We start from the raw sequence: 25,612 nt of genomic DNA on the forward strand, positions 1-25,612 counted from the left end.
CATGCAGCGCATCGCCATCGTCCAAGGCCAACATGCCATCGCCGATGATCCCGACACGATCATCACCACCCTGCTGGGCTCGTGTATCGCCGTATGCCTCCACGATGCGGAAGCAAAGCTCGGCGGCATGAATCATTTCCTGCTGGGCGAGCCCGAACCACAGCACAGGGTCCGTCCCGAAGACAGGCACCGCTATGGCTTGCACGCGATGGAGCTGCTGATCAATGCGATGATGCAGAAAGGAGCCGCGCGGCACCGGCTGCGCGCGCACGTCTTTGGGGGCGCGAATGTCGTCCCGGCATTCGGTAAGATCGGCACGGCCAATGGCGAATTCGCTCTGCGTTTTTTGGGCACGGAAGGCATCGCGATTGGCCATTGCGCGCTGGGCGGTATCCTGCCCCGCAAGGTGGAGTTCCGGCCGTGGGACGGGACGGTGCACACCAGCACCATTGAGGAGCGATTTGCGCCACCGCCGCGCCCGTCCGCAGCCCCGCAGGTCCAGATGCAGGGGTCGGATATGCCGGACGAATATAGCCATGGCGACGTGGAGTTGTTTCGGTGACCGGGTCCGCCTGCTTCTCCTCTTTCTCTCCCCAGCAAGTACGGTGACCCATGCCCTTCCACCCGTCCGTTTATCCGCTGTGTTCCGCCATCTCCAACGAACTACGCGACCTGCGCCGCCAGCTTGAACGGCTCGCCGAGCGGCTGTGCCTGGACGAAAATTTTGTCATCCATCATGTGAGCAGCCTCCAGCTGTTCGATGCGCTCACGCAGCATGTGGAGGAAAGCGCCTGCCTGCTCGACCGGCTCTCAGACGGGATGCAGTCTGCAGAGGCCTTGAGCCTCGTGCGGCTGGGGGCGCTGCAGGAACGCTTGCGTTCGGCGCTTGAAGAGAACGCCGACGATGTTCGGTTGCCCTGATGGCAAGCGACAACAGCGATCGCCCGATCGTCATCCGGCGCGTCAAGAAGGTGGTCGGTGGCGGCCATCATGGCGGCGCGTGGAAGGTCGCCTATGCCGATTTTGTGACTGCGATGATGGCGTTCTTCATGCTGCTGTGGCTGATCTCCAATCCGGACAAGGAGAAGCTGAAAGGCCTTGCCGAATATTTCACGCCCGGTCCGCCAAGCGCGCCACAGGCGACGGGTTCGACGTCCGGGCCATCGGATGCACCCGGTACGGGCGGCTATACGCAGCGCAGCCAGTCGGACAGCCGCGATGCGACCGGCGTTCCGGCGATGACCGCAACATCGCAGGGCGTTGCGCGAGGCGGAAGTGCCGATGTGCCCAGCGCTGCGCTGCGTGTGCTGGCGCAGGAACTGAAAATCGCGCTGGATGCGGTGCCGCAAGACCCGGCGGCTCGCCCCAGCATGATCGTCGAGCAGGGCAGCGACCAGCTGCGCATCAGCCTGACCGATACCGACCGGCAGTCCATGTTCAAGGGCGCGACCTCGACGCTCAACGCCTACGGACTAAACGTCCTTTCGCGCCTCGCTGCAAAGATCGCGCCGTTGCAGGTTCCGCTCGCTGTCGAAGGCCATACCGATGCGACCGGCGGCGACAGCGAGAGCAACTGGCGCCTGTCGGGGGAGCGGGCGCTGAGCGCGCGCAATGCGTTGGTCGGGCGGGGCGTCGCGGCCAACCGTTTTACGCAGGTGGTGGCGATGGCCGCGACCCGCCCGGTCTATCCCGACCAGCCGGCGCGACCCGAGAATCGGCGGATTACGGTGGTCCTGCTGGCGGAAAAATCCGCGCTGCCTAGCGATATGAGTTTCCGGTTCTGATGAAGAAGCTGCTCGTCCTCATCCTGCTGCTCGTGCTCGGCGCGGGGATCGGCGCGGGTGCGGCCTATGGCCTGGCACGGGTCATGGCGCCGCCGCCCGCCGCCGCATCGCACGCGGCCAAGCCTGCCGATGTCGAGACGGTGTTCGTTTCCGCGGGCACCATCCTCGTTCCGATCGTGACGGGTGACGGGTCCCTGTCCGGCTATGCGAATTTCGACGTGCAGCTGGAAGTGGAGGAAGAGAAAAGCGCCGAGGTGACGGCCCGGATGCCGCTGCTGCTCCACGGGATCAATCTGCGTGCCTATCGCACACCGATGGCGGCGGGGAAGCAGAAGATCCTGCCCGATCTGGATGTGTTCAGCCGCATGGTGATGAACGCTGCGACTGAGGCGCTTGGCAAGGGCGTGGTGAAGCGTGCCGTGGTGATGAGCGCAAAGCCCGTCTAGGCACCGAAACTTTTGACCAGCGATCCCGCCACCAGCGACCAGCCATCGACCAGCACGAAAAAGATGATCTTCATCGGCAGGGCGATACTGGTGGGCGGAAGCATCATCATACCCATCGCCATCAGCACCGCCGAAACCGCGAGATCGATCACCAGAAAGGGCAGCAGCAGGAGAAAGCCGATCTCGAACGCGCGGCGCAGCTCGGAAATCATGAAGGCGGGGACGAGTACGCTGACTGGCGTTGCCGTGCGTTCGGGCGCGGGTTTTCCGGACAGGTCGATAAAAAGCGCCAGATCCGCGTCGCGCACTTGCGTGAGCATGAAGTGTCGGAGGGGCGCCGACGCCCGGCCCATCGCCTGGGTCTCGTCGATCTTCCCGGCGGAATAGGGTGCAATCCCTTGATCCCATGCCTTTTCGAAAGTCGGTTGCATGACAAAGAAGGAGAGGAACAGCGCGAGGCTGATGATCACCGGGTTGGGCGGTACTCCCGGCGCGCCGATGCCGGTGCGCAGCAGCGACAGCGCGACGACGATCCGGGTGAAGGACGTTACCGTCATCAATATGCCAGGCGCGAGGCTGAGCACCGTCATCATCGCAACCAGCTGGACGATGCGGCCGGTCATCGCGCCCTTTCCGCCGAGATCGATACTGATGCCCTGCGCGGCGGCGGTGCCGGGCAACAGCAGCGCCAGCGCGGCGGCGAGCAGGAGCAGAGCCCTACGCATGGGCCGTCCGGCGCAGGATCAGGTGATCGTTGGCTGGTTCGAGCCACGGCTCGAAGCGGAACTCGGGTTGGTCGACCGATCGGGTGGACCCGTCTAGCCGGGGCCGTTCGGCAGGCGAGGAGGCCGACTCTCCGATGACGACATGACCCTCCGGCGAGAGCAACAAAAGGTGCTCGGTGCCGTCCTGCCGGATCAGCAGCAGGCTGCGCTTTGCATCGACGGTCACACGCTCCACCACGCCAATGCGTCCGCGTGATGCTAGGCCCACACGGCCGGGCAGGCGGATGTCGTGGCGGCGCACGATCCACGTGGCGGCAGCGAGCAGGGCGAGCACCGCCCCCAAGCCGCCCATCGATCGGGCAAAGAGCATCAGGTCCATCGGTTACAGCTCCCGCTTCATGACTTCGGTGATCTCAAGCGACATGCGGTCCTCGTCGACCAGCACCTGCCCCTTGGCGACCAGCTGGCCGTTGACGAAGACCAGGCTTGGGTCGTCCTGTCCGCAATCGAGCGCGATCATCGCGCCCCGGCTCATCCCCAATATCTGGCGGATCGGTAGCGCGGTGGAGCCGAGCGCGATCGACAGTTCGATTTCAATCCCGTCAATGGCCGACATGGCGCGTCCCCTGTTGGTTCCTCCCCGGATTATAGGAAGATTTTGCCGCGCCCCGGCCGAACCCGGCAAAATTTGCCTATCATGAGAGGAGAAACGGGAGAGGCAGGCCATGGACCTTCAGAAATCGGTCGGCATATCGGCGAGCGGCCTGCGGGCGCAATCGCTGCGGATGCGGGTCATCGCCGAAAATCTGGCGAATGCGGATTCGGTGGCGAACACGCCAGGCGGCACGCCCTATCGACGGCGCGTCGCGACATTCAAGGCGCAGATCGACCGTGTGAGCGGCGGAACCACCGTGGCCGTCACCGGGATCCAAGGCGATAAAAGCGACTTTCCGCGCAGCTACCAGCCGGGGAATCCGGCGGCGGACGCGGCGGGCTATGTGCTGACGCCCAACGTCAACACGCTCACCGAGACAGCCGATATGAAGGCGGCGCAGCGTTCCTATGAAGCGAATGTCAATGCCATCGAGGCGGCGCGGGGTCTGACCATGCGCACCATCGACCTGCTGAAATAGGGAGGATCATCATGGCAATAACAATCGGCGCGCTGGATGCAGCCAGCGCCTATGGCCGGAGCATCCGGGGGACCGGGTCGCCCGGCGGCGCTGAATATACCAACGGAGCCGGAGAGGGCGCCAAGACAAGCTTTGGCGATATGGTGTCCGGCATGGTGAGCCACACCGCCGGGGTGCTGGGCAAGGCCGAGCGGGCCAGCATCAAACAGGTGGCGGGGAAGGGCGACCTGATCGACGTCGTCACCGCCATCGGTGCGGCCGAAACGGCGCTCGACACGATGATTGCGGTGCGCGACCGGGTGGTGAGCGCCTATGGCGAGATCATGCGGATGCAGATATGAACGGCGGTCTGGAAGCGGCCGACATGCTGCAACTGGCGCGATCCGCGCTGGTTCTGATGCTGGTGATCGCCGGACCGATGCTGGTCGCGTCGCTGGTGATCGGCGTGGTTATTGGCCTCATTCAGGCGCTGACGCAAATCCAGGAAATGACGCTGACCTTCGTACCCAAGCTGATCGGCATCGGGCTGGTCATGCTATTGTGCCTGCCGATGATCGGCGAGGCGCTCAGCCATTTCATGGCGCAGATGAGCGCGCACATCATCGGCCCATGATCAGCCGGTGAAAGCGAGCCGAGCGTGAGCGCAGAGCCTGCCTTTGCGGCGATGGCCGCCAGCCTGCCGCAGGCGAGCATGGTCTTCACGCTCCTGTTCGCGCGCGTGGGAGCGATGCTGATGCTGTTGCCTGCCTTCTCAGACGATGCGGTTCCCGGACGCATCCGCCTGTTCATCGCGCTCGGCGTTGCAGCGGGGCTGGTCCCATTGCTCGGCCCCCGGATCGAAACGGCTTTGCTCCCGATCATGGGGAGCGACATGTCCCTCGCCCGGATGCTTCTTACCGAAATGCTGCTGGGCGTGGCGCTTGGCCTGATTGTGCGGCTGATGTTCCAGGCGATCATTATCGCGGGTTCGCTGATCAGCCTTCAGGTCGGGCTGACATCCGCGCTCGTCAACGATCCTTCGGCGGGGGGGCAGGTGCCGCTGCTTGCGCGCTTCGTCAGCATCGCGGCGCTGCTTATCTGCATGGCGAGCGGTGTGCACCATCTGTGGATCGCCGCGCTGGTTGAAAGCTATGGCGTGTTTCCGGTCGGCACGCTTGCCCCGGTAGCGGACTTCGCGCAGCTCGCGCTTTCCGCCGCGCGCGGAGCGATGGCTTTGGGGTTGAGCCTTGCCGCGCCGCTGATCGTCTACGGCATCATTTTCAACAGCGCTTTGGGACTGGCGGCGCGGCTTGCCCCCGCCCTGCAGATCTTCTTCATCGCCCAGCCTTTGAATCTACTGCTCGGCCTCGCGCTGACGGCGGTGACGCTCGCTGCCGGACTCGACGGTTTTGCCGCGAAGATGGCGGAGGGGATCAGGACGATGGGGATGTGATTCGTGGCGGATAACGACCAGAAAAGCTACGCCCCGTCGGAAAAGCGGCTCGACGACGCGCGGGCTAAGGGCGACGTGCCGATGGCGCCGGAGATGCGCCATGCGGTGATGTTCGTCGCAGCGTTGTTCGTCGTCGGGAGTGTGGGATCGGCGGCTGTGATGCGTCTGATGGGTCTCGCTGAGCGATTGTGGAGCAAGGCGGGCGGCCTGACGCTAACCCCGGCGAGCGCACCGCGTGTGGCAACCGGCGTGCTGGGCGGAGCATTGGGAGCGGTCGGGCCGATCCTGCTTCTCACCTGCGGCACGGCGGTGCTGGCGCTCTTCGCGCAGGGCTGGCCATCGATCAGTTGGCACCGGCTGGCGCTCAAATGGGATCGGCTGTCACCTGTGGCGGGCGCGAAACGGCTCTTTGGCGCGCAGGCCTGGGTGGAATTTGCCAAGACGCTGGCGAAGTTCGGTTTTGTCATTGCTGTGCTGGCCGTGGTGGCGTGGCCCAGCCTTGCGGGGCTGGATCGCCTGACGGGCGCGGATGCCGCGACGATCGGGAGCAGTGCCGCGATGATTGTCGGAAAGATGGTGCGCACCGCCGCAACGCTGGTCGGGGCGCTGGCCGTGATCGATCTTGTCTACCAGCGAAGGAGCTGGTTTGCGAAGATGCGCATGTCCTTGCAGGAATTGCGTGACGAGCAGAAGGAGAGCGACGGCGATCCTCAGATCAAGGCGCGTGTCCGGGCAATCGCCCTGCAGCGGGCGCAACGCCGGATGATGGCGGCGGTGCCGGGCGCGAGCGTGATCGTCACCAACCCGACGCATTATGCCGTGGCTCTACAGTACGACCATGGAGCCATGCGCGCGCCGGTGGTAGTGGCCAAGGGCGCGGACATGATGGCGCTCAAGATCCGCGCGATTGCGGGGGAGGCCGGCGTACCGATCGTCGAAAGTCCCCCGCTCGCACGGGCGCTCTATGCGGCAGTGGAGATCGACCAGCCAATCTCGCCGGAGCATTATGCGGCGGTGGCGGAAATCATCCGTTATGTCATGCGGTTGACGCGAGACGCGCCCGCCGACCAATGAGACTGAGGCGGGGGCAGCCCGGCCGGACCACCCCCGCGTTCATTCAGGCGAAGGTAACGCGCACCGCCTGCTTGCGGCGCATCGCGAAGCCGATCGCGCCGAAGCCCGCCAGCATCATCGCCCATGTCGCCGGTTCGGGAATAGCGGCCGTCGCGGCGGAGATGGTGATGGTGCTCGAACCCGAGACAATGCTGGTCAGGTTGAACGTGCCGAAGTTGAAGACCGGCTTCGTATTAACAATGGTCAGCAGATCCGGACCGGCGAACTGCGTGAAGCCCAGCGGCGTTCCGCCGATGTTCAGTGTCGCGAACAGCCCTGTACCAAAGCCGACCGATGCCAGACCCGGCGTGCCGCCGAAAATACCCGAGACCCCGTCAAACGAGATCTGGTCCCCAAAAGTGCCCGAGCTGAAAAAGTCCGGCGTCGTGTCCGTATCGAGCGTGAAAGTCGCGTTTCGCGATCCGCTCAGTTCGAACAGGATGGGTGCGGCCTGTGCGGGGACGGCCGCAATCGTACCGGCCAGCGCGGCGCCAGCGAACAGGATTTGTTTGTATGTCATGAAAATTCCAGTGCTTGGGAGGTAAGGCAAGTCGGTGGCGACAGCCTCAACTCGTCAAAAACACGGCGTGACGCTGTCCGATGGGGTACGTCCAGCGCTCGCACATGGTTGCTCGCGCAGTTACGATGCGGGTTCGGTTCGTCGTGTTTTGCGTGTTTATTCGACGAACGGAGGGCGATGGCGCAGCAATAGTGCGCGCGACGACCCGCTCTGACGGTAAAACAGCAGATTGGGAGCAATCTCTAGGGCCCCGCTTTGGGACACCCAACTTATCCTTCCACAGCAAACTTGGCGAGTTCCACGCGGATGCGCAGGTCGATATCGTCCAACAGGGCGGCGAATTTGGGGTCGTCCGGGCGCAGGCGGGTGGCATCGGGCCGCGTTTGCAGCCACTGCGCGAGCTGGTCGAGCGTTGCGCGGTTCGCCCTGCCCGAGAGCAATTCGCGGTGCAGCCGATCCAGCGTGTCGAGTCCCTGTCGCGCCTGCGCGGACTGGATACGGCGACGTTCCTCGGTCGGGGACACGGCCGCCAGCGCGACCAGCATCTGGATCGATCCCAGAGTCGTTGGACTGGTCGGGATAGAGAGCGCCCCTGCGTCAGCAGAAGGTGGCGTAGCCATGCCGGGCTGCCCTTGTGGCTGTCCCCCTATGCTGTCCACGAGGCGCGTCGTCGCGCGTGTGGCAGGCAGGGAAGGGGTCGGGGCGGAGACCATAGTCCGCTGTCCCGCCGCGCTGATCCCGTCGATGCGCATTGCTGCCCTCCCGCGACCCGCTGGCTGCTCTGCTTCCTATAATAGGAGCCATGAGGATGTTTTCGAAATCGCTGGGCTTCGTGGTGGTGGCACTGTTGTTCGTGTCCACCGACGCATCAGCCGGACCGCGCATCAAGGATATCGTTGATATCGAGAATGTTCGGCCCAACCAGCTGATCGGCTATGGGCTGGTGGTGGGCCTTGCAGGTACGGGCGACAAGATCCGCAACGTGCCGTTCACCGAAGAGTCGATGCAGGCGATGCTGGAACGGATGGGCGTCAACATCCGCAGCGCGCAGATGAAAACGCAGAATGTTGCCGCTGTTTCGGTGACGGCGATCATGCCCGCCTTCGCCCGCACAGGATCGCAGATCGATGTACAGGTGTCGGCGCTGGGCGACGCCACCAGTCTTCAGGGCGGCACATTGCTGGTCACGGCGCTCAAGGCGATGGATGGGCAGATCTACGCGGTCGCGCAAGGTTCGGTTGCGGTGTCAGGCTTCAAGGTGCAGGGCGCGGCGGCGAACATCAGCCGGGGCGTGTCGACATCCGCACGGATCGCGGCGGGAGCCATCGTGGAGCGCGAGGTGCCGTTTGCGCTCAAGTCCGCGACCCGCCTGAAGCTCGCGCTGCGCAACCCGGACTTCACGACCGCGCGCCGGGTCGCGCAGAGCATCAACACGGCCTTTGCGGGATCGGCGGAAATGCTCGATCCGTCGACCGTCGAACTGCGCGTGGGATCGGGCTTTGCCGGACCGCTGGTCGATCTCGTCGCACAGATCGAGAATCTTCCCGTCGAGGTCGATCAGCCCGCGCGCGTCATCGTGAATGAGGCGGCGGGTACGGTGGTGATGACCGCCGATGTGCGGATCAGCCCTGTCGCCATCGCGCAGGGGGGACTGACGATCTCGGTTTCGGAAAACCCGGTGGCGGCCCAGCCCGCGCCGTTGGGCGGCGGGGAAACGACCGTGCTGCCGCGCAGCCAGGTTGCGGTCGACGATGGCGGTGGCAAGTCGCTGGCGATGGTCGATGGTGCGTCGCTGCGCTCGCTCGTGGGTGGCCTCAACGCGCTTGGCGTATCGCCGCGCGATCTCATCACCATCCTGCAGGCGCTCCGCACGGCCGGCGCGTTGCAGGCCGATATCGAGGTGCAGTGATGGTCGAACCTGTGGGGCACGCACCTGCTCTACCCCCAACCGACGCGAAAGCGCGGACGGCGGCGCGGGAATTCGAGGCGGTGTTCCTGGGCGAGATGACCCGGCTGATGATGGAGTCGGTGCAGTCCGATAACCAGTTTGGCGGCGGCCATGGCGAAGACATGTTTCGGGGCGTGCTGGCCGACACGATGGGACGATCGATGGCCGAAAGCCGCACGGCGTCCGGTACAGGCATCGGCATCGCCGATCAGGTGCTGGCCGAAATCATCCGTTTGCAGAAAGGATCGCAGCCATGACCAAACCCCTGCCGGAACCCTTGCCCTCTGGCCCGTCTGTGGTTGTTGAGGTGATGGATACCCTTTACGCCCTGATCCGCGTGATCGAGGAAGAAAGCGAACGGCTGGCGGTGTCCGGGCCGGTGGCGGACATCGCCGAGCTGGCGCTTGCCAAGGCGCGGCTCGCGGGGCGGCTCGACGAGATCGGCGCGCGACAGGCGCGGGAAAATCCCCGGTGGATCGAGGCGCTGCCGGAGGGCGAGCGCGGCGCGTTGATGCAGGCGATCGAGGAACTCAACCGCGCGGCGGTCGTGAACAGCGACGTGCTGGAACGGCAGATCGACCTCTCGAGCGAACTGCTCGGCGCGGTGGGCAAGGAACTGGAGCGGCTGACCGGGCGGCGGGCCCGGACTTATGGGCGAAGGGGCAAGGTCCGGCAGGCCCATGCCCAGATACCGCTTTCCATCAACACGCGGCTTTAGTCCGTCGGCTGCGCTTCACACCACCAGCAGTCGATCATCACCGCCGATCCCCTGAAGGAACGACACCGCGCCGCCAATCGCAATGCGCGGGTCGATCCCGCCCGCATCAAGGTTCGCAAGCGCCAGACCGGTCTGGCACACGGTGATGGCTATGCCGCCCCCAAGCGCTTCGTCAATCAGGTCGGCGAGCGAAGGAAGGCCCGCAGCGCGGTGATCCCCATCGCGGGGCGGGTCTGTGGCAGGACCGAGCAGGCGGACGGCGTCGAGCTGGAGGAACAGGCTGGCTTCTCCCCCCAGCGCGCCGTGCGCCATGGCAAGTACGAGTCCGCCACGCAGCCGTTCGGCATCATCGGTGAGCAGGACGAGAGCAAGCCTAGGCGGTTTCACGCCGGACAGGGCAGGCTGGCGCAGGCGGGGCAGGCTGGCTCCTTGGGTACACCCAGCGTGCGGAACCGCAGCGAGAGCAGGTCGGCGATGAGCAACTTGCCCGCGCTGTCCTCGCCAAAGGGAACGAGGGCGCGGATCGCTTCCAGCGCGGCGAGGCTGCCGATCGTGCCGGTAAGGGCACCGAGCACGCCCTGATCGGCGCAGCTGGCTTCGGCACGGGCGGGGTCTTCGCCGACGAGGCAGCGATAGCAGGGCTGATCCGGCTCCCACCCGCGATAGACGGAGAGCTGCCCCTCGAACTGACCCACGGCGGCGGAAACGAGCGGGATTCGCAGGGCCGTGGCCGTGTCGCTGACGACGAGCCGGGTCGCGAAATTGTCGCAGCCATCGATGATGACGTCGCTGTTGCGCAGCAGCGTTTCGGCGTTCTCCGCGTCGATCCGCTGGTTGATCGGCACCAGTTTGACGTCCGGGTTCAGCCGCGCGACGGCGCGCATCGCCGCTTCTGCCTTGGGCTGGCCAATGTCTTCGATCCCGAACAGGGTCTGACGTTGCAGGTTGGAAAGGTCGACACGGTCGTCGTCGATAACCCGCAGCGTACCGACACCGGCACCCGCGAGAACCTGGATGACCGGGCAGCCGATGCCGCCCGCGCCGATCACGGTGACATGTGCGCCCAACAGCCGAACCTGTCCCGCGCCGCCAATTTCCTTGAGGATGATATGGCGGGCGTAGCGATCCAGCTGGTCATCGCGCAGGTCGATCATCCGCTTTTCACTCCCGTCGATCCGAAACCTCCCAAACCCCGCACCGTATCGTCCAGTTCCGGGACTTCGGAAAAGCGCGCCATCTGGACCGGAGCGGCGACAAGCTGCGCGATCCGGTCGCCCCGGCGGATGGCGAAGCTGTCCTGCCCCAGATTGATCATGATGATCTTGAGCTCACCGCGATAGTCGCTGTCGATCGTGCCAGGCGTGTTGGGTAGCGAAATTCCGTGCTTGAGGGCAAGGCCCGAGCGCGGCCGCACCTGGATCTCGTACCCTGCCGGAATGGCGAATGCGAAGCCGGTGGCGACAGCGTGGCGGCCGCCGGGCGCCAGATCCACATCCTCCGCCGCGACGACATCCATGCCCGCCGCCCCGTCGGTTGCGTAAGCAGGGAGCGGCAGCCCCTCGCCATGGGGCAGGCGCTTGAGGGCAATGGTGATCGGGGCGGTCATGCGGGGTCTTTCAGATGATCGGCGATACGGGTGACGAGACGTGTGGCGACAGCATCCTTGGGCAGGTCCTCCCAGCTTTCGACGTCGCTTTTCGTGATCAGGTGAATGCGGTTGCGGTCCCCGCCCATCACATTCCCGGACACGTCGTTGGCGACGATCATGTCGCACCCCTTCCGGGCAAGCTTCGCCTGCGCGTGGGCGACAACGTTCTCGGTCTCCGCCGCGAAACCGACCAACAGGCGCGGGCGGCGCGCGGAGATGGCGAGCGTCGCCAGGATATCGGGATTTTCGGTCAGGGCGAGCGGGGAGGGCGCGCCAGTGCCATCCTTCTTGATCTTCTGGCCGCTGGCATCGGCGGTACGCCAGTCCGCCACGGCCGCCACCAATATTGCGGCGTCAGCGGGCAGCGCCTGTTCGACGGCGGTGAGCATGTCGCGGGCTGTCTCCACGTCCACCCGGTCGACGCCGCGCGGAGTCTGCAGAGCGACCGGACCCGCCACAAGCGTGACGCGGGCGCCCGCGTCGGCGGCAGCACGCGCGATGGCGAAACCCTGCTTGCCCGACGAGCGGTTGGCGATGTAGCGCACCGGATCGATCGGCTCGTGTGTCGGGCCGGCGGTGACGAGGATATGCTTGCCGATAAGCGGACGGCTCGCCTCGGTCAGCAGGCGCGGAGGCGGCATGGGGATTGCCGTGTCGCACCCCGCACTCAGCATGCGCTTGATTTCGCCGACAATGGCGGGCGGTTCAGGCAGGCGGCCTTCACCCCATTCGCCGCAGGCCATTGCGCCGCTGTCGGGCTGCATGATGGCAACGCCATCGGCGGCAAGCTGCGCCAGATTGCGCCGGGTCGCGGGATGCTCCCACATACGCACGTTCATCGCTGGAACAGCGAGCACGGGTTTGTCGGTGGCGAGCAGGATCGTGGTGGCGAGATCGTCCGCAATCCCCGCCGCCATCTTGGCGAGGATGTTGGCCGTGGCGGGGCAGACGACGATCAGGTCCGCCTGCCGCGAGAGCTGGATATGACCGATCTCGCGCTCTTCCTTGAGGTCGAACATGTCGCCATAGACATGGTCCTCCGTCATGACGCCGAGCGACAGCGGCGTGACGAACTCCGACGCGCTCTGCGTCATTACCGCGCGGACAGCGAGCCCTTCGCGCTTCAGCAGGCGGACCAGTTCGAGCGACTTGTACGCCGCTATGCCGCCGGAGACGATGAGAAGGATGCGCTGGGTCATGGTTCCAACCTTGCCAATTCCGTGCGGCAGACATGTTCCAGAGTATCAAGTTGCGAGGTAGCCGTTTGCCAAATGCGGAGCGGACTGACCCGCATATATTCATGGGCGATAATATTGCGCATCCCGTAAATCTGCTGCCACGGAATATCCGGATGCCGCGCCTTGAGCGCGTCAGTCAGCTTGTTGCTTTCTTCACCGATCATCGAAAGCCGGTATGAGAGGAGATCGATGTCGTCCCAGTCATCCGCAAAGCTTTCAAGCGATGTCTTGGCCAGACGCGTCCGGATACGCCCGATTAAAAGCAGGATGACGGACAGTCTTGCGGGATCGCGTTGCTCTTTTTCCATCAAAAAACGCGTACCATATCGGGCGCGGCGTGCCGCTCAATCCGAGGATAAAGGCAGGCGCTTTCCACGAGATCAACCCGCGCACCAAGGATGGCTTCGAGATGCTGCTGCATGCCAATGAAATCGAGCAGACCGATCGGCTCTCCGTCTTTCAGGTCGCAGGACAAATCCACATCCGACCCCGCCCCCGCTTCGCCTCGCGCGGTCGAGCCGAAGAGGTAAAGTGCAGACATGCCGGCCGCGCGCAATTCGGCTTCGTGAGCCCTGATGCGGGTGATGGCTTCCTCGCGGGTCATATGGGTTAGATAAGGCGAAACGCTGGCGAACGCCAGTGCTACAGGCCGAACATCCGCATCGCCATCGCGCCAAGGGCCGCCGCGACAATCGCAACGCCTGCGTATTTCCACGCGCGGCCCGCATGGTCGACGCGTATCAGGCGGATCTCGGGAAGCGGGGGGGCGGGCGGTGCGCCGCCGGGATCGGGGAAGTGGTCCTCGATCCGGCGGACGAGATCAGGCAGGCGCTGGAGCGTGCGCCAGTTCAGGATCAGGCTGTCGGCCAGCTTCGCTTCTGGCCCCAGTTCGTCGCGCAACCAGCCCGATACATAGGGTCCGCTCGTCTCCCACATATTAATGTCCGGATCGAGCGCGGTCGCTACACCTTCGACCATCACCATCGTCTTTTGCAGGAGGAGGAGGTGCGGCTGGGTCTGCATGTCGAAATCGCGCGTAATCGCGAACAGGCCGTCGAGCATCTGGCCGACGGACAGCTCCTTGACCGGCTTGCCGCGCATTGGCTCGCCCACCGCGCGGAGCGCGGTCGCGAACTCCGCGACGTTGTGATGCGATGGCACATATTGCGCCTCGAAATGGATTTCGGCGACGCGGCGGTAATTGCCCGTAATCAGGCCGTAGAGAATCTCGGCGAGCCACATGCGCGCGCGGCGGTCGATCCGCCCCATGATGCCGAAGTCGATGGCCGCGATCTTGCCATCCGGCGTGACGAACAGATTGCCCTGGTGCATGTCCGCGTGGAAAAAGCCTTCGGCGATCGCCTGACGCAGAAAGGTGTTGACCAGGCGCGCCGCCAGGATGCGGGTATCGTGCCCGGCAGCGATGATGGCGGCACGGTCGGAAATCTTGATCCCGTCGATCCACTCCATCGTCATGACGCGCCCGGATGTGCGGTCCCAGTCGATGGCCGGGATCATATAGCCCGGTTCGGCCTGCATCGCTTCGGCAAGTTCAGAGGCGGAGGCGGCTTCCCGGCGCAGGTCGAGTTCGCGCGCGGTCCAGCGTTTGAGGTTCGCGATCACCATACGGGGACGCAGGCGCGCGGCTTCCCCCCCCAGTTGTTCCAGATGCGCGGCCGCCCATTCATAGGTCTCGATGTCACGGGCGAACTGCTCCGCGACGCCGGGGCGCAGCACTTTTACCGCGACATCGCGGCCTTCTAGCGTCGTAGCGCGGTGGACCTGCGCGATGGATGCTGCGCCGACCGGCATCTCGTCGATCCGGGCGTAGAGCGTTTCGAGCGGGCGGCCCAGCGCGGTCTCGATCTGCGCGCGGATGGCGGGAAAGGGCAGCGGCGGCAGCGCGTCCTGAAGGCTCAGCAGATCACGGGCCGCCACTTCGCCGACCAGATCGGGCCGGGTCGCAAGAGTCTGGCCGAGCTTGATGGCGGCCGGGCCGATGGACTGAAACGCGACGGCATAACGTGGTTCCTTCGGCACGCGCGCGCCGATGCGGGCGATACGCACGAGGCGACGGACCGGCGCAGGGGTGAGCGGATCGCGCTCAATTCCCATCAGCGCGCCATGGCGGGCGAGCGTGCGGCCCCATTTCAGCAACCGCCAAAGATGCGTGACGTGGGAGGTCATGCCCGCCGGATGCTCATGTTCAAATTTTCCAGCCGCTGTGGATCGCGACAAGGCCGCCCAAGATCGGTTCCACCTTCGTCTGCGCGAACCCGGCGGCGCGGATCATCCGTTCGAACTCCGGCATGGGTGGGAAGCGGCGGATCGATTCGATCAGATAGCGATAGCTCTCCGCATCCCCGGCGAGCATCTTGCCAAGCTGCGGGACGGCATGATGCGAATAGGCGTCGTACACTTCCGAAAAGCCCGGCCAGGTCGTGCTTGAAAATTCGAGACAGAAAAAACGTCCGCCGAACCGCAGGACACGGTGCGCTTCGGCCAGCGCCTTATCAATATGGGTGACGTTGCGGATGCCGAACGCGATCGTATAGGCATCGAAGCGGCGGTCGGCAAAGGTCAGTTGCTCGGCATTCTGTTCCGACCATGCGAGGCCGTCGATCCCGCGCTTCGTTGCGCGTTCCTGCCCCACGCCGAGCATGTCGGGGTTGATGTCCGCCACGGTGACCTGCGCGCCATGCCGGGCGAGGCGAAACGCGATGTCGCCCGTGCCGCCCGCCATGTCGAGAATCGCCTCACCGGCCTGCGGCTTCACCCGGCGGACAAACTGGTCCTTCCACAACCTGTGCGCGCCGCCGGACATGGCGTCGTTCATCAGATCGTATTTCGCCGCAACGCTGGAAAAGACCGAGCGGACCATGCCCGCCTTTTCGTCTGCGTCCACATCCCGGTAGCCGAAGGAAACTGTTTCGCTCATAGCCTCGCCACTAGCCGAGTCTTGCCGCATCCGCAAAGGCTGTTAAGCGCAAGAGGATGCCAGAGCTTCCCGAAGTCGAAACCACCGTCGCCGGATTGCGATCCGTGCTGGATGGCCAGCTGATCGTCCGTGTCGAGCCGCGCCGGGCGGACCTGCGCATTCCGTTCCCCGCCGATCTGCGTCAGCGGATGACGGGCGCGCGTGTGACGTCCCTTTCCCGCCGCGCCAAATATGGTCTGATCATGACCGACCGCGACGATGTGCTGATCTTTCATCTGGGCATGTCCGGCCGCTGGCGGGTGGACCCGGCAGACATGGGCACGCACGATCATCTGGTGCTGGAGACCGGTCACGGCCGGGTCCTGGCGCTGCACGACCCCCGCCGATTCGGCTTTGTTGATCTGGTACGCGGTGACACACTTGCCGATTATCCGCCCTTCACGCGCATGGGACCGGAGCCGCTGGGGCCGACATTCACGGCTGCCACCCTGCAACAGGCGTTGAAAGGCAAGACGGTGGCGATCAAGCTGGCGCTGCTCGACCAGCGGGTCGTGGCGGGGCTGGGCAATATCTATGTGTGCGAGGCGCTGAATCTTGCGGGCATCGCGCCGGGCACCGCCGCCGGGCGGATCGGCATCGCGCGGCTCAAGCGGCTGGTCGAGGCCGTGCAGGCCGTGCTGACCAGTGCGATTCGGGCAGGGGGATCGACCCTGCGCGATTATGCGCGACCCGATGGCGAGTTGGGCTATTTCTCCAAGCAATGGCGCGTCTATGGGCGGGAAGGCGAGCCATGCCCCTGTGGCGGCACCGTCGAGCGGCGGACGGAGGGCGGGCGGTCGACCTTCTGGTGCCGGTCCTGCCAGAAATAGAGGAAAACCCGGCTTGCGGTTGACGCGCTCCGGCGAAATGATTATGGGGCACGGCTTCACGAGTCAGGTTGGGTCTGTCCTCCCGGCTCTCATCCGCATCTACATGGGTTTTTGAGAACAATGGCCAATACGCCGCAGGCAAAAAAGCGCATCCGTCGCAACGAACGTCGCGCAGAGATCAACGGTAACCGCATCGGACGCATCCGGACGCTGGTGAAGAAGGTCGAGAGCGCCGTAGCGGCCGGTGACAAGGCGGCTGCCGTATCGGCCCTTCAGACCGTTCAGCCGGAACTGGCACGGGGCGTCGCCCGGGGTGTGCTGCACAAGAACACCGCTGCGCGCAAGTTCAGCCGCCTGACCAAGGCCGTCGTCGCGCTCGCCTGAGCTGCTGCGCACCGCAAGAATGAAAAGGCTCGCCGGGCAACCGGGCGGGCCTTTTTGCTGTGTACCGTTCATTGGCCGACCACCAAACGAGTCGGCTCTGGAACAAATGAAGGACAGATGAAAAGCGATATCCGGCTCAGGCTCAGTACTCTGGGCTGCCCAAAAAAGAGGCAGGGAAGAAAGCTCAGGAGTTGTGCTGATTCGCCGCGCCTGCGAACACAGGCCTTATAAAAAAACGTTGTATTTCAATGTGTTATTTACAATACGCGCATTTCTGCGGGCTTGAAGCTGTCAAATATTTTATTTCATTTTTTTGACGGCTTCCGCTCTTGATCCAATCGTTAACGCCTGCGTAATTCACTGCAACGGGGCAGTGGGGAATCGAATCGTTCCCTGCGCATCATAGTGCTGCTGAACCAGTTGATCGGAAAACCACCGGTTTTCCGAGCCGGTGGTTTGTGCCCGTTAGAATAGGCGAGGGCTGCGTGAGGCAGTCACAAAAGGAAAGGGTCGAGCAACAGTGCCAGAACGCGTCGTGCCTCTCTCCATGCCATTCACCACTTTCGATCATTCCGTGTTGGCCGACGCGGCCCCCTTCGAAGACGCATGGAACCAGATCCGCGCCGGGCTGCGCCGCGATCTGGGTGCGCGGCTGTTCGACCAGTGGCTCAAGCCCGTGCGCATCGGCAATTATTGCAGCTTTTCGCAGAGCATCGAGCTTTGGACCGCATCGGATTTCTCGGCGAGCTTTGTCACCGGACAGTTCGGCGACCGGTTGCGACTCGCGTGGCGCACGGCGGACATCGGCGTCCGCGAGGTACGGGTGGTCCGCGCGCCAGACGACGCCGCGCCCCGTGCGCTGCGCCTGGCGGCGTCTGGACCCGAAGACCATGCCCTGACGGAACCAGCGGTTGCGCCGGTGCCCGCTTCGGCGCTGGCACGCGAGGGGCTGCATCTGCGCCATGATTTCGCGAGCTTCGTTGTGGGCGCGGGCAATCGGCTTGCCTTCTCTGCGGCGCAGGCGATGGCCGCGCCGACCGCGCCGCTGTTCAACCCGCTCTATATCCATGGCAGCACCGGGCAGGGCAAAACGCACCTGCTCCACGCCATTGCCACGGAATATCTGAACCACCATCCGCAGGCGACTGTCCTCTACATGTCGGCGGAAAAGTTCATGATGGAATTCGTCACGGCGATGCGGGCGAACGAAAGCATGGCGTTCAAGGCGCGGCTGCGCGCGGCGCGGCTGCTGCTGATCGACGATATCCAGTTCATCGCGGGCAAAGGATCGACGCAGGAGGAGTTTCTCCACACGATCAACGAGCTGGCGACGAGCGGTGCGCGCATTGTCATCAGCGCCGACCGGGCCCCGCACCATATGGATGGGGTGGACCCGCGTATCTTGTCGCGGCTGGCGGGTGGACTGGTGGCGGACATTCAGCCAGCCGATCTCGATTTGCGCCTTGCGATCCTTCAGGCACGCCGCGCGGCCATGAGCGACGTCGCTATCCCTGACAGCGTGATCGATTTTCTCGCCCGCGCGATTCGCAGCAACGTGCGCGAGCTGGAAGGCGCGTTCAACAAGGTGCTCGCTTATGCGCAGCTCACCGGTCGGGCGATCGACATGGAATTCGCGCAGGCGATGCTGGCCGATTCGGTGCGGGCCAATGCCAGGCGTATCACAGTCGACGACATCCAGAAGGCCTGCGCCGCCCATTACCGGATCGAGCCGTCGGAAATGCGCTCCAAGCGCCGCGCGCGCGCCGTCGCCCGACCGCGGCAGGTGGCGATGTATCTGGCCAAGAAGATGACGCCGCGCTCGCTGCCCGAGATCGGACGGATCTTTGGCGGACGCGATCATAGCACGGTCATTCACGCGGTCCGCACGATTGAGGGGCTGCGCCAGACCAATCCGGATATCGACGCCGATATCCGCGCGCTTCAGCGGCAGCTGGAGGGGTAAGGTGTCCCCTCAACGTGCCCGCAGGGTCGTTGAGGGAAACACGAAATCTATTTCTTCTTTTCCGGTGCCAGCGTGATCTTCACCGTCTCGCCCGAATGGCCGGGGAAATCGACGAACATTGCGTCGATCAGATTGGGCACGAGATAGGTCAGGCGGTTGCTGAGCGATTGCGCTTCGGCCTTGCCTTCGAACACACGCTGGCCAGAGCCAGCCTTGTCGATGCGCATTTCCAGCATGCCGGTGTAAACCGTGTAGCTTTCGACATCGTTATACCCGCCGCCGAACAGGAAGGGGTCGTAGAAGCCCCAGCCATAGGGGCGACCATAATAGCCGGGATAGCGGCCCCAGCCACGGCCATACCAGCCGGGTCCATAGAAAGGATCGGAAAAGCCGGTGCTGCGGACCTTCTCGCGCCCTTGGTCGACATCATAGCGCAACCGGACAATGAGATCGGCGGTGGCCGGGTCGGCACTCGGGCGGTAACCCAGATTACCGAGGCGCGCCGCAACGACCTGCGCATATTGGGCGAATTCAAGCCCACCCGCGAGGCGCGGGTCATCGGCCACCACGGTGAAGCTCTGGCCCTGCGGCGCGGGCAGCTGCTGAAAGCGCGAGACATTGGCGTTGAAATTGCTCGCGCAGCCACTCAGGGCAACAAGCGCAAGCGCAGGAACGAGCAGAACGGTAAGGCGACGGGCAAGAGCCATGGCAATTCCTTATGCGGGTCAGCCAGAAGGCACGACTGCTCCGGTGCGACCCTTATTGTGCGCAACATAGCCAATTGCAACTGAACAGTGATTGAACGGGCCGTCCCCGTTCGCACTCGTCTTAACGCATCAACCCCATGGCTTCGTAGGCGCCCTTGAGCGTGGGGGCGGCCGCCTCTGCGGCCTTTTCCGATCCCTTGACAAGGATCGCATCGAGCGCCGCATCGTCCTCGCGCAGGGCAATGTAGCGGCTGCGGATGGGGGCGAGGTGGGCGATGAGTGCGTCGGCGAGCGCCGGCTTGAACGCACCGAAGCCTTGGCCCGCAAACTGCGCGCATACGGCGTCCGGCGTTAGGCCGGTCATCGCGGCATAGATGCCGACAAGGTTGGTCGCCTCCGTCCGGCCTTCGAGACCGGCTGCGGTTTCCGGCAAGGGTTCCGGATCGGTCTTGGCCTTGCGAATCTTGGCCGCGATGGTGTCGTCATCGTCGGCCAGGTTGATGCGGCTCAGGTCACTGGGGTCGGATTTCGACATCTTCGCCGACCCGTCGCGAAGCGACATGATGCGTGCCGTTTCCTTGGGGATGATCGGATCGGGCAGGGTGAACAGCTCGACGCCGAAGTCCGTGTTGAACTTGATCGCGATGTCGCGGGTCAGTTCCAGATGCTGTTTCTGGTCCTCGCCGACCGGTACATGGGTCGCCTGATACAGCAGCACATCGGCGGCTTGCAGCACCGGATAGACATAGAGGCCGATAGAAACGCCCTCGCGGTTCTTGCCTGCCTTGTCCTTGAACTGCGTCATGCGGTTGAGCCAGCCGATGCGCGCCGTACCATTGAGCAGCCAGCAAAGTTCGGCATGGGCGGGCACGCGCGCCTGGTTGAAGAGGACGCTGCGGTCTGGATCGATCCCGGCGGCGATGAGCGCGGCGGCCATATCACGCACATTGGCGCGGCGCTGGGCGGGTTCCTCGTGCACGGTAATGCTGTGCATATCAGCGAGAAAGAAGAAGCACTGGCTGTCCGCATCCATTGCGTCCTGCATCTTCACCCAGTTACGGATGGCACCGAGATAATTGCCGAGGTGGAGATTGCCGGTCGGCTGGATGCCGGAAAGGACGCGCATGAGGTTCAGCTCGCTTTTGCGGAGCGCCGGAACAGCGCCCGAAGTTCGGAAATGCGATAGGCGCCAAGGCCGATCGCTGCCGCCGCATAGACCATTCCCCCGCCCCCGCACAACAGGGTGAGCGCCACCACGCGTTCGACCACGCCCTTTGCCATGTGCGGATCGGCAACGGGGTTGGCGAACCAGAGCGCCACGCCCATCAGTGCGCTTGCCCCAAGGATGCGGATCGACTTGGCGATGAGGCGGGCATCGGAGCGGAGCTGGTCGCGGCGGTGGAGCAGTCCGTAAAGGATCAGCACATTGACCCACGCGGCAATGGCGGTCGACACGGCGACGCCGACATGGCCCAGCGGCCAGATGAGCACGAGATTGCCGACCAGATTGAACAGCATTGAGAACAAGGCGACGCGCACCGGGGTCTTCGTGTCCTGCCGGGCGTAGAAGCCGGGGGTCAGCACCTTGATCAGCACATAGGCAGGCACGCCGACCGAAAAGGCGGCGAGTGCGGAGGCCGCGCCAAGGGTGTCGGTCGCCGTAAATACGCCATGCTGGAGCAATCCGCGAATGAGCGGCGTTGCCGAGATGCACAGGGCGACGGCGGCGGGCAGCGAGAGGAACAGCGCCAGCTCGATCGCGCGGTTCTGCGTGTCGCGGGCGGCCTGTTCGTTGCCGGAGCCGATCTGGCGGGAGAGCGCAGGGAGGATCGCCGTGCCGACGCCAATACCGATCAGACCCAAAGGCAACTGGTTCAGCCGGTCCGCATAATAGAGATAGGATACCGACCCTTGCGGCAGGAAACGCGCCGCCAGCGAGGTCGAGATCAGAAGGTTGAACTGGATCGCCCCCGCGCCCACAGCAGCGGGCAAGATGAGCGCGAGCATCCGCTTTACCGCCGGGGTCAAGCGAGGAATGCCGAGACGCAACACAACGCCCGCGCGGCGGCACGACCAGATAAGCCATAACAGTTGCAGCGCGCCCGAGACCGTCACGGCGATCGCCTGCGTATAGGATGTCGCGACCGGTGTATCGCCCCGGAACAACAGCACGGCGGCGATCATGCAGATGTTGAGGAGGATCGGCGCGGCGGCATTGACCCAGAAGCGGTCGAGCGAATTCAATATGCCACCGAGCAGCGAGACGATGCTGATCAGCGCCAGATAGGGAAAGGTGATCTGGGTCAGATCGACAGCGAGATTGAACTTTTCCGGTCCGCCATCGGGAAAGCCGCCGGTCATCGCCCACACCACCGGTCCGGCGAGCAGCATCATCGCGAGCGTGAACAGCGCGAGGAAGGGGAACAACACCGACAGAACCTGCCCGGCAAAGGCAATGGCGGCGGCCTGGCCGGTCCCCGGGGTGTCCGCATCGGCCTGCGCCATGGTGCGGTTGAACATCGGCACGAATACGGCGGAAAACGCACCCTCCGCGAACAGGGCGCGGAACAGGTTGGGCAGCCGCCAGGCAATGAGGAACGCATCAGATGCCAGCCCGGCGCCCAGGAATCGCGCGACCAGCATGTCGCGCACCATGCCCAAGATGCGGCTGACGAGTGTCAGGCCGCCTATAGTGCCGGTAGCGCGGATCAGGCCCATGGATCGCTCTTTCCGCCCATGTTCGCCTTTCTGCGCGCTATCGGCCGCAAGGGGCGGGGATCAGGCGTTGCCGCCGACCGCGCCTTCGGCCAACTGCTCGGCCTGCTGCGCCTGCTGCATGTAGAGGCCGCCAAAATCGATCGGGTCGAGCATCAGCGGCGGGAAACCGCCGTCGCGCACGGCATCGGCCAGCACGCGGCGGGCGAACGGGAAGATGAGGCGCGGCGCTTCGGCGAGCATGAACGGGCGAACCTGATCCTCCGGCACGTTGCGCATGCCGAACAGCGCGCCATAGACCATGTCGACGGCGAAGGCGGTGCCATTCTCGGTCGTTGCCTTGACGGTCACTTTCAACGCGACTTCGTGCACTTCATCGGTGACCAGGTCGGTGCTGATGTTGAACTGGACGTCGATGTCCGGCTGCGTCTGCCACTGGTAAACAGCAGGCGCGTTAGGGTTTTCGAAGGACAAGTCCTTCACATATTGCGCGATCAGACCGATGGCGGGCTGGTTGTCGGCGCCGTTGGAGAGAGTTTCGGGCTGGTCGGCCATGCTGTTCCTGCTTTCGTCTGTCGGATGGCCGCCTTTGCGGCAGCCGATCCGGGGTTTGCGCGGCGCTTAGCAGGGCAGCGCGGGAAGGGCAATGGCGCGGCGTGAGCGACCAGAGGGATAGCTTCGGCCGCCCGAACGTTGGAACAATAGCCGCCCGTTTTCGCTTTGCGGCGCATGGCATTTGAATATCGCGGCGGACATGCTTATGTTCACTGCAACCTCTCTAGCAAAGACTTGGATTCAGCGTGTATGTAATCGTCATCCTGGCTCTGGTCGCGGGCTTCCTGGCACTCCGGCTTTATTCGGTGCTCGGCAAGCGTACCGGTCATGAGCAACAGCCCGCCGCCGTGCAGCCGGATGAGCGCCCCTCATCGGTGCTCCAGCCGCGTGCAGCGTCCGCCAACCCGGCTCCGGCCGCTGCTCTTGGCGAATCGCTGATTGCACCCGAGGCAGAAAACGGCATTCGCGCCATCATCGCTGCCGACCGGCAATTCGACGTGGGCCAGTTCCTCGCGGGTGCACAAGGGGCCTATGGCATGATCCTCGACGCGTTCTGGACCGGGAAGCGCGACGATCTTCGCTGGCTTTGCGATGCGGATGTTGCCGAATCGTTCGAGCATGCCATCGACGAGCGCGATGCGCAGGGTCATGTGTTGGGCAACAAGCTGATCCGTATCGAAAATGCCCAGATCGTTGAGGCGGACCTGCGGAACAATCAGGCGCACATCACCGTACGGTTCGATGCCGATATCGCTGCGGTCACGCGCGACAAGGATGGCACGGTCGTGGGCGGCACGATGACGGACGCGGTCACCACGCATGATCTGTGGACGTTCAGCCGTTCCATCGGCAATGCCGACCCTAACTGGAAACTGAGCGCGACCGACGAGGTCGAGTGATGCACACACGCCTGCGGTTGGGCGTGCCGCTGGCGGCGGCACTGCTGCTGTCGGCCTGCGCTGGGAGCATCATTCCGCCCGGCTCGCAGAACCCTCCACCTCCGCGCGGGGGCGTAACCGGTCCATCCGCGGCCAAGCCGATACCCGCTACGCCTCGCCCGCCGGTCACCCCAGGCGCAGCAACCGTGCCTACGGCGACTGGCCCGGGTCCAGCCGTGACAGCGGGCCTTGCTCCCGGTCCCGCGCTTGCCACGCTGATCCCGCAGGATGATCGTACACGCGCGGCTCTGGTGGCGTTCCGTCTTTCCTGCCCGGGACTGATGCGGCGCACCGACCAGAGTGGACTGACGCAGGGTTCGGACTGGACGCAGGCTTGCAGCGCAGCAACCAGCTGGCCCGATTCGTCCGCAGCCGATTTCTTCGCCCGCTATTTCGAAGCCGTGCAGGTCGGCGACGGATCGAGTTTCGCCACCGGCTATTACGAGCCCGAGATCGCCGGGTCGCGCAACCGGGCGCCGGGATACACCACGCCGATCTATCGCCGCCCGTCCGATCTGGTCGAGGTTGATCTCGGGCTGTTCAGCGATGCGCTGAAGGGCAAGAAGATCCGTGGGCATGTGCAGGGTCAGAATTTTGTTCCCTACGCCGAACGGTCGGAGATCGAGGCCGGGGCGCTTGCGGGGCGTGGACTGGAACTCGCTTGGGCGGCAGACCCGGTCGAGTTTTTCTTCCTGCAGGTGCAGGGCAGCGGTCGCCTGCGCCTCCCCGATGGGTCCGTCCTGCGCATCGGTTATGACAGCCAGAATGGGCGCGACTATACCGGCATCGGCAAGCTGATGAAGGATCGCGGTCTCATCCAGGCCGGTTCGATGCAGGACATCATGGCCTGGCTGCGCGCCAATCCCGAGCAGGGCCGCGCGATCATGAACGAGAACAAGAGCTTTGTGTTCTTCCGCGAGATCACCGGACCAGGACCGGTCGGCGCGATGGGCGTGGCGGTAACGGGCGGGTCGAGTGTGGCGGCGGACCCGCAATATGTGCCGCTGGGCGCGCCGGTGTTGCTGTCGATGGACCGGGCGGAGCCAAACGGCCTGTGGGTCGCGCAGGATACCGGCGGTGCGATCAAGGGCGCGAACCGGTTCGATACGTTCTGGGGCGCGGGGGATCAGGCGCGCGCGATCGCGGGCGGAATGTCCGCGCGGGGCACGGCCCTGTTGCTGCTCCCCATTGGCACCTATGCCCGGCTGGCGAGCACAAATGGCTGGTCGACGGCTCAGCCCTGAAGAACGGGACCTCTGGGGCAGGGTGACCGACAGCGTCCGGCCCTTGCCGGGCAAGCGGCTGCGCACGATCGCGGCGGAACCCCAAGCTAAGACCGAAACAGCCGGGCCGGTCGCCGCGCGCACCGGGAAAACGCAGGCTGTGCCCGAACCCGCTCCACGCCCCGTGCGGCGACCCGTCGACTATCTCGACAAGAGTTGGGAACGGCGCATCTCCGGCGGGACGCTGAACGCGGATTTCACCATAGATCTTCACGGTCACACGCTGGACGCAGCGCATCGGCGCCTGTCTTCCGCGCTCGCGGGGGCGATCGCCCATCGGGCACGCTGCCTGCTGGTCGTTACCGGCAAGCCGCGCTCCGGCCCGGTCGTGCCGGGCGAGCGGGCGCGCGGCGCGATACGCGCGGAAATCGGCCATTGGCTCGCTACCAATCCGCACGCCGACGCCATTGCAAGCGTGCGCACGGCGCATCCGCGCCACGGCGGGGCCGGGGCGATCTACATCATCCTGCGCCGCAACAACTAGGTCCGTTTTGAAGCTATCTGTATAGGATTGTTAACTAATCTTGGCGATACTGTGTCAAGCAAACGTCGTCA

Annotated in this window: 35 protein-coding genes; 18 read left to right on the forward strand and 17 right to left on the reverse strand. The window is 64.6% G+C overall.

Going from position 1 to position 25,612, the window contains the following annotated elements; translation table 11 throughout:
* Position 1: 1 nt before the first annotated feature.
* Genes FHS92_RS10245 through FHS92_RS10260 form a run of 4 tightly spaced genes read left to right on the forward strand, consistent with a single transcriptional unit; the run spans position 2 to position 2,230 of the window.
* Positions 2-562, forward strand: coding sequence for a chemotaxis protein CheD (locus FHS92_RS10245; RefSeq protein ID WP_184080101.1), 561 nt, complete (start codon positions 2-4; stop codon positions 560-562).
* Between the two features lie 50 nt (positions 563-612).
* Entirely contained in the window at positions 613-921 is a 309-nt protein-coding gene (locus FHS92_RS10250) for a hypothetical protein (protein ID WP_184080103.1), read from the forward strand.
* Entirely contained in the window at positions 921-1,784 is an 864-nt protein-coding gene (locus FHS92_RS10255; RefSeq protein ID WP_184080105.1) for a flagellar motor protein MotB, read from the forward strand. Before FHS92_RS10250 ends, FHS92_RS10255 begins: the two co-directional genes overlap by 1 nt.
* Positions 1,784-2,230 (forward strand): hypothetical protein, encoded by a 447-nt coding sequence (locus FHS92_RS10260; protein ID WP_184080107.1) that lies wholly within the window; start codon positions 1,784-1,786, stop codon positions 2,228-2,230. Before FHS92_RS10255 ends, FHS92_RS10260 begins: the two co-directional genes overlap by 1 nt.
* Here FHS92_RS10260 and fliP read toward each other — a convergent pair.
* Genes fliP through FHS92_RS10275 form a run of 3 tightly spaced genes read right to left on the reverse strand, consistent with a single transcriptional unit; the run spans position 2,227 to position 3,571 of the window.
* Entirely contained in the window at positions 2,227-2,955 is a 729-nt protein-coding gene (gene fliP / locus FHS92_RS10265; protein ID WP_184080108.1) for a flagellar type III secretion system pore protein FliP, read from the reverse strand. The two genes, FHS92_RS10260 and fliP, sit on opposite strands and share 4 nt — an antisense overlap.
* On the reverse strand, positions 2,948-3,334 hold the full coding sequence (locus tag FHS92_RS10270) for a flagellar biosynthetic protein FliO (RefSeq protein WP_184080110.1): 387 nt from the start codon (positions 3,332-3,334) through the stop codon (positions 2,948-2,950). Before FHS92_RS10270 ends, fliP begins: the two co-directional genes overlap by 8 nt.
* 3 nt (positions 3,335-3,337) lie before the next feature.
* Positions 3,338-3,571, reverse strand: coding sequence for a FliM/FliN family flagellar motor switch protein (locus tag FHS92_RS10275; RefSeq protein WP_184080118.1), 234 nt, complete (start codon positions 3,569-3,571; stop codon positions 3,338-3,340).
* A gap of 109 nt (positions 3,572-3,680) precedes the next feature.
* Between FHS92_RS10275 and flgC the strand changes: the two genes are divergently transcribed.
* Genes flgC through FHS92_RS10300 form a run of 5 tightly spaced genes read left to right on the forward strand, consistent with a single transcriptional unit; the run spans position 3,681 to position 6,594 of the window.
* Entirely contained in the window at positions 3,681-4,088 is a 408-nt protein-coding gene (gene flgC / locus FHS92_RS10280; RefSeq protein ID WP_184080120.1) for a flagellar basal body rod protein FlgC, read from the forward strand.
* Between the two features lie 17 nt (positions 4,089-4,105).
* Entirely contained in the window at positions 4,106-4,429 is a 324-nt protein-coding gene (fliE, locus tag FHS92_RS10285) for a flagellar hook-basal body complex protein FliE (RefSeq protein ID WP_184080384.1), read from the forward strand.
* Positions 4,426-4,701, forward strand: coding sequence for a flagellar biosynthetic protein FliQ (locus tag FHS92_RS10290; protein WP_184080122.1), 276 nt, complete (start codon positions 4,426-4,428; stop codon positions 4,699-4,701). The genes fliE and FHS92_RS10290 overlap by 4 nt, the downstream gene beginning before the upstream one ends.
* Positions 4,702-4,725: 24 nt before the next feature.
* A complete protein-coding gene (gene fliR / locus FHS92_RS10295; protein WP_343056714.1) occupies positions 4,726-5,520 on the forward strand; it encodes a flagellar biosynthetic protein FliR in 795 nt (264 codons plus the stop codon).
* Positions 5,521-5,523: 3 nt separating this feature from the next.
* A complete protein-coding gene (locus FHS92_RS10300; protein ID WP_184080124.1) occupies positions 5,524-6,594 on the forward strand; it encodes an EscU/YscU/HrcU family type III secretion system export apparatus switch protein in 1,071 nt (356 codons plus the stop codon).
* Between the two features lie 43 nt (positions 6,595-6,637).
* Here the strand turns inward: FHS92_RS10300 and FHS92_RS10305 are convergent, their stop codons facing one another.
* Positions 6,638-7,153, reverse strand: a complete 516-nt coding sequence (locus FHS92_RS10305; RefSeq protein ID WP_184080126.1) for a PEPxxWA-CTERM sorting domain-containing protein — start codon at positions 7,151-7,153, stop codon at positions 6,638-6,640.
* 269 nt (positions 7,154-7,422) lie between these two features.
* Positions 7,423-7,773 (reverse strand): flagellar assembly protein FliX, encoded by a 351-nt coding sequence (locus FHS92_RS10310; protein WP_184080128.1) that lies wholly within the window; start codon positions 7,771-7,773, stop codon positions 7,423-7,425.
* Positions 7,774-7,961: 188 nt separating this feature from the next.
* Between FHS92_RS10310 and FHS92_RS10315 the strand changes: the two genes are divergently transcribed.
* The 3 genes from FHS92_RS10315 to FHS92_RS10325 are packed head-to-tail and all read left to right on the forward strand — an operon-like array spanning position 7,962 to position 9,819.
* Entirely contained in the window at positions 7,962-9,062 is a 1,101-nt protein-coding gene (locus FHS92_RS10315; protein WP_246351899.1) for a flagellar basal body P-ring protein FlgI, read from the forward strand.
* Positions 9,062-9,358, forward strand: a complete 297-nt coding sequence (locus FHS92_RS10320) for a rod-binding protein (RefSeq protein WP_184080132.1) — start codon at positions 9,062-9,064, stop codon at positions 9,356-9,358. Before FHS92_RS10315 ends, FHS92_RS10320 begins: the two co-directional genes overlap by 1 nt.
* The gene (locus FHS92_RS10325; RefSeq protein ID WP_184080134.1) at positions 9,355-9,819 is read left to right on the forward strand and encodes a flagellar protein FlgN; all 465 of its coding nucleotides are present in this window, start codon (positions 9,355-9,357) and stop codon (positions 9,817-9,819) included. The genes FHS92_RS10320 and FHS92_RS10325 overlap by 4 nt, the downstream gene beginning before the upstream one ends.
* Positions 9,820-9,834: 15 nt before the next feature.
* Here the strand turns inward: FHS92_RS10325 and FHS92_RS10330 are convergent, their stop codons facing one another.
* The 8 genes from FHS92_RS10330 to FHS92_RS10365 are packed head-to-tail and all read right to left on the reverse strand — an operon-like array spanning position 9,835 to position 15,643.
* Positions 9,835-10,206 (reverse strand): DsrE family protein, encoded by a 372-nt coding sequence (locus tag FHS92_RS10330; RefSeq protein ID WP_184080136.1) that lies wholly within the window; start codon positions 10,204-10,206, stop codon positions 9,835-9,837.
* The gene (locus FHS92_RS10335; RefSeq protein ID WP_184080388.1) at positions 10,203-10,970 is read right to left on the reverse strand and encodes a molybdopterin-synthase adenylyltransferase MoeB; all 768 of its coding nucleotides are present in this window, start codon (positions 10,968-10,970) and stop codon (positions 10,203-10,205) included. The genes FHS92_RS10330 and FHS92_RS10335 overlap by 4 nt, the downstream gene beginning before the upstream one ends.
* Positions 10,970-11,425: a dUTP diphosphatase gene (dut, locus tag FHS92_RS10340; protein WP_184080138.1), complete on the reverse strand. Its 456-nt coding sequence runs from the start codon at positions 11,423-11,425 to the stop codon at positions 10,970-10,972. Before dut ends, FHS92_RS10335 begins: the two co-directional genes overlap by 1 nt.
* On the reverse strand, positions 11,422-12,666 hold the full coding sequence (coaBC, locus tag FHS92_RS10345) for a bifunctional phosphopantothenoylcysteine decarboxylase/phosphopantothenate--cysteine ligase CoaBC (protein ID WP_184080140.1): 1,245 nt from the start codon (positions 12,664-12,666) through the stop codon (positions 11,422-11,424). The genes dut and coaBC overlap by 4 nt, the downstream gene beginning before the upstream one ends.
* Positions 12,663-13,013 carry a HepT-like ribonuclease domain-containing protein gene (locus FHS92_RS10350; RefSeq protein WP_184080390.1) on the reverse strand — a complete coding sequence of 117 codons (351 nt, stop codon included), beginning with the start codon at positions 13,011-13,013 and terminating at the stop codon, positions 12,663-12,665. Before FHS92_RS10350 ends, coaBC begins: the two co-directional genes overlap by 4 nt.
* Positions 13,013-13,309, reverse strand: coding sequence for a nucleotidyltransferase family protein (locus FHS92_RS10355; RefSeq protein WP_184080142.1), 297 nt, complete (start codon positions 13,307-13,309; stop codon positions 13,013-13,015). The genes FHS92_RS10350 and FHS92_RS10355 overlap by 1 nt, the downstream gene beginning before the upstream one ends.
* Positions 13,310-13,347: 38 nt before the next feature.
* Positions 13,348-14,892 (reverse strand): 2-polyprenylphenol 6-hydroxylase, encoded by a 1,545-nt coding sequence (ubiB, locus tag FHS92_RS10360; RefSeq protein ID WP_184080145.1) that lies wholly within the window; start codon positions 14,890-14,892, stop codon positions 13,348-13,350.
* Positions 14,893-14,911: 19 nt separating this feature from the next.
* Positions 14,912-15,643, reverse strand: a complete 732-nt coding sequence (locus tag FHS92_RS10365) for a class I SAM-dependent methyltransferase (protein ID WP_184080147.1) — start codon at positions 15,641-15,643, stop codon at positions 14,912-14,914.
* A gap of 56 nt (positions 15,644-15,699) precedes the next feature.
* Here FHS92_RS10365 and mutM point away from each other — a divergent pair, with 56 nt between their 5' ends.
* The 3 genes from mutM to dnaA all read left to right on the forward strand — a co-directional run bounded on the left by mutM (position 15,700) and on the right by dnaA (position 18,859).
* Complete coding sequence (gene mutM / locus FHS92_RS10370; RefSeq protein ID WP_184080149.1) at positions 15,700-16,512, forward strand: bifunctional DNA-formamidopyrimidine glycosylase/DNA-(apurinic or apyrimidinic site) lyase; 813 nt, start codon at positions 15,700-15,702, stop codon at positions 16,510-16,512.
* A gap of 120 nt (positions 16,513-16,632) precedes the next feature.
* Positions 16,633-16,896, forward strand: a complete 264-nt coding sequence (gene rpsT, locus FHS92_RS10375; protein ID WP_184080151.1) for a 30S ribosomal protein S20 — start codon at positions 16,633-16,635, stop codon at positions 16,894-16,896.
* A gap of 547 nt (positions 16,897-17,443) precedes the next feature.
* On the forward strand, positions 17,444-18,859 hold the full coding sequence (dnaA, locus tag FHS92_RS10380; RefSeq protein WP_184080153.1) for a chromosomal replication initiator protein DnaA: 1,416 nt from the start codon (positions 17,444-17,446) through the stop codon (positions 18,857-18,859).
* A 47-nt stretch (positions 18,860-18,906) separates the two neighbouring features.
* On the opposite strand, the gene FHS92_RS10385 is transcribed toward dnaA, so the two are convergent.
* The 4 genes from FHS92_RS10385 to secB all read right to left on the reverse strand — a co-directional run bounded on the left by FHS92_RS10385 (position 18,907) and on the right by secB (position 22,836).
* Complete coding sequence (locus FHS92_RS10385; protein ID WP_184080156.1) at positions 18,907-19,566, reverse strand: DUF4136 domain-containing protein; 660 nt, start codon at positions 19,564-19,566, stop codon at positions 18,907-18,909.
* Between the two features lie 121 nt (positions 19,567-19,687).
* Complete coding sequence (gene trpS / locus FHS92_RS10390) at positions 19,688-20,692, reverse strand: tryptophan--tRNA ligase (RefSeq protein ID WP_184080157.1); 1,005 nt, start codon at positions 20,690-20,692, stop codon at positions 19,688-19,690.
* Between the two features lie 5 nt (positions 20,693-20,697).
* Complete coding sequence (gene murJ / locus FHS92_RS10395) at positions 20,698-22,284, reverse strand: murein biosynthesis integral membrane protein MurJ (protein WP_184080159.1); 1,587 nt, start codon at positions 22,282-22,284, stop codon at positions 20,698-20,700.
* Positions 22,285-22,344: 60 nt separating this feature from the next.
* Positions 22,345-22,836, reverse strand: a complete 492-nt coding sequence (secB, locus tag FHS92_RS10400) for a protein-export chaperone SecB (protein ID WP_184080161.1) — start codon at positions 22,834-22,836, stop codon at positions 22,345-22,347.
* Positions 22,837-23,081: 245 nt separating this feature from the next.
* Here secB and FHS92_RS10405 point away from each other — a divergent pair, with 245 nt between their 5' ends.
* Genes FHS92_RS10405 through FHS92_RS10415 form a run of 3 tightly spaced genes read left to right on the forward strand, consistent with a single transcriptional unit; the run spans position 23,082 to position 25,541 of the window.
* Positions 23,082-23,735 (forward strand): Tim44/TimA family putative adaptor protein, encoded by a 654-nt coding sequence (locus FHS92_RS10405; protein ID WP_184080163.1) that lies wholly within the window; start codon positions 23,082-23,084, stop codon positions 23,733-23,735.
* Entirely contained in the window at positions 23,735-25,018 is a 1,284-nt protein-coding gene (gene mltA / locus FHS92_RS10410; RefSeq protein WP_184080165.1) for a murein transglycosylase A, read from the forward strand. The genes FHS92_RS10405 and mltA overlap by 1 nt, the downstream gene beginning before the upstream one ends.
* Positions 24,993-25,541, forward strand: a complete 549-nt coding sequence (locus FHS92_RS10415) for a Smr/MutS family protein (protein ID WP_184080167.1) — start codon at positions 24,993-24,995, stop codon at positions 25,539-25,541. Before mltA ends, FHS92_RS10415 begins: the two co-directional genes overlap by 26 nt.
* Positions 25,542-25,612 lie beyond the last annotated feature (71 nt).

It is taken from the genome of Sphingobium subterraneum (assembly GCF_014199435.1).
GTDB lineage: Bacteria > Pseudomonadota > Alphaproteobacteria > Sphingomonadales > Sphingomonadaceae > Sphingobium > Sphingobium subterraneum.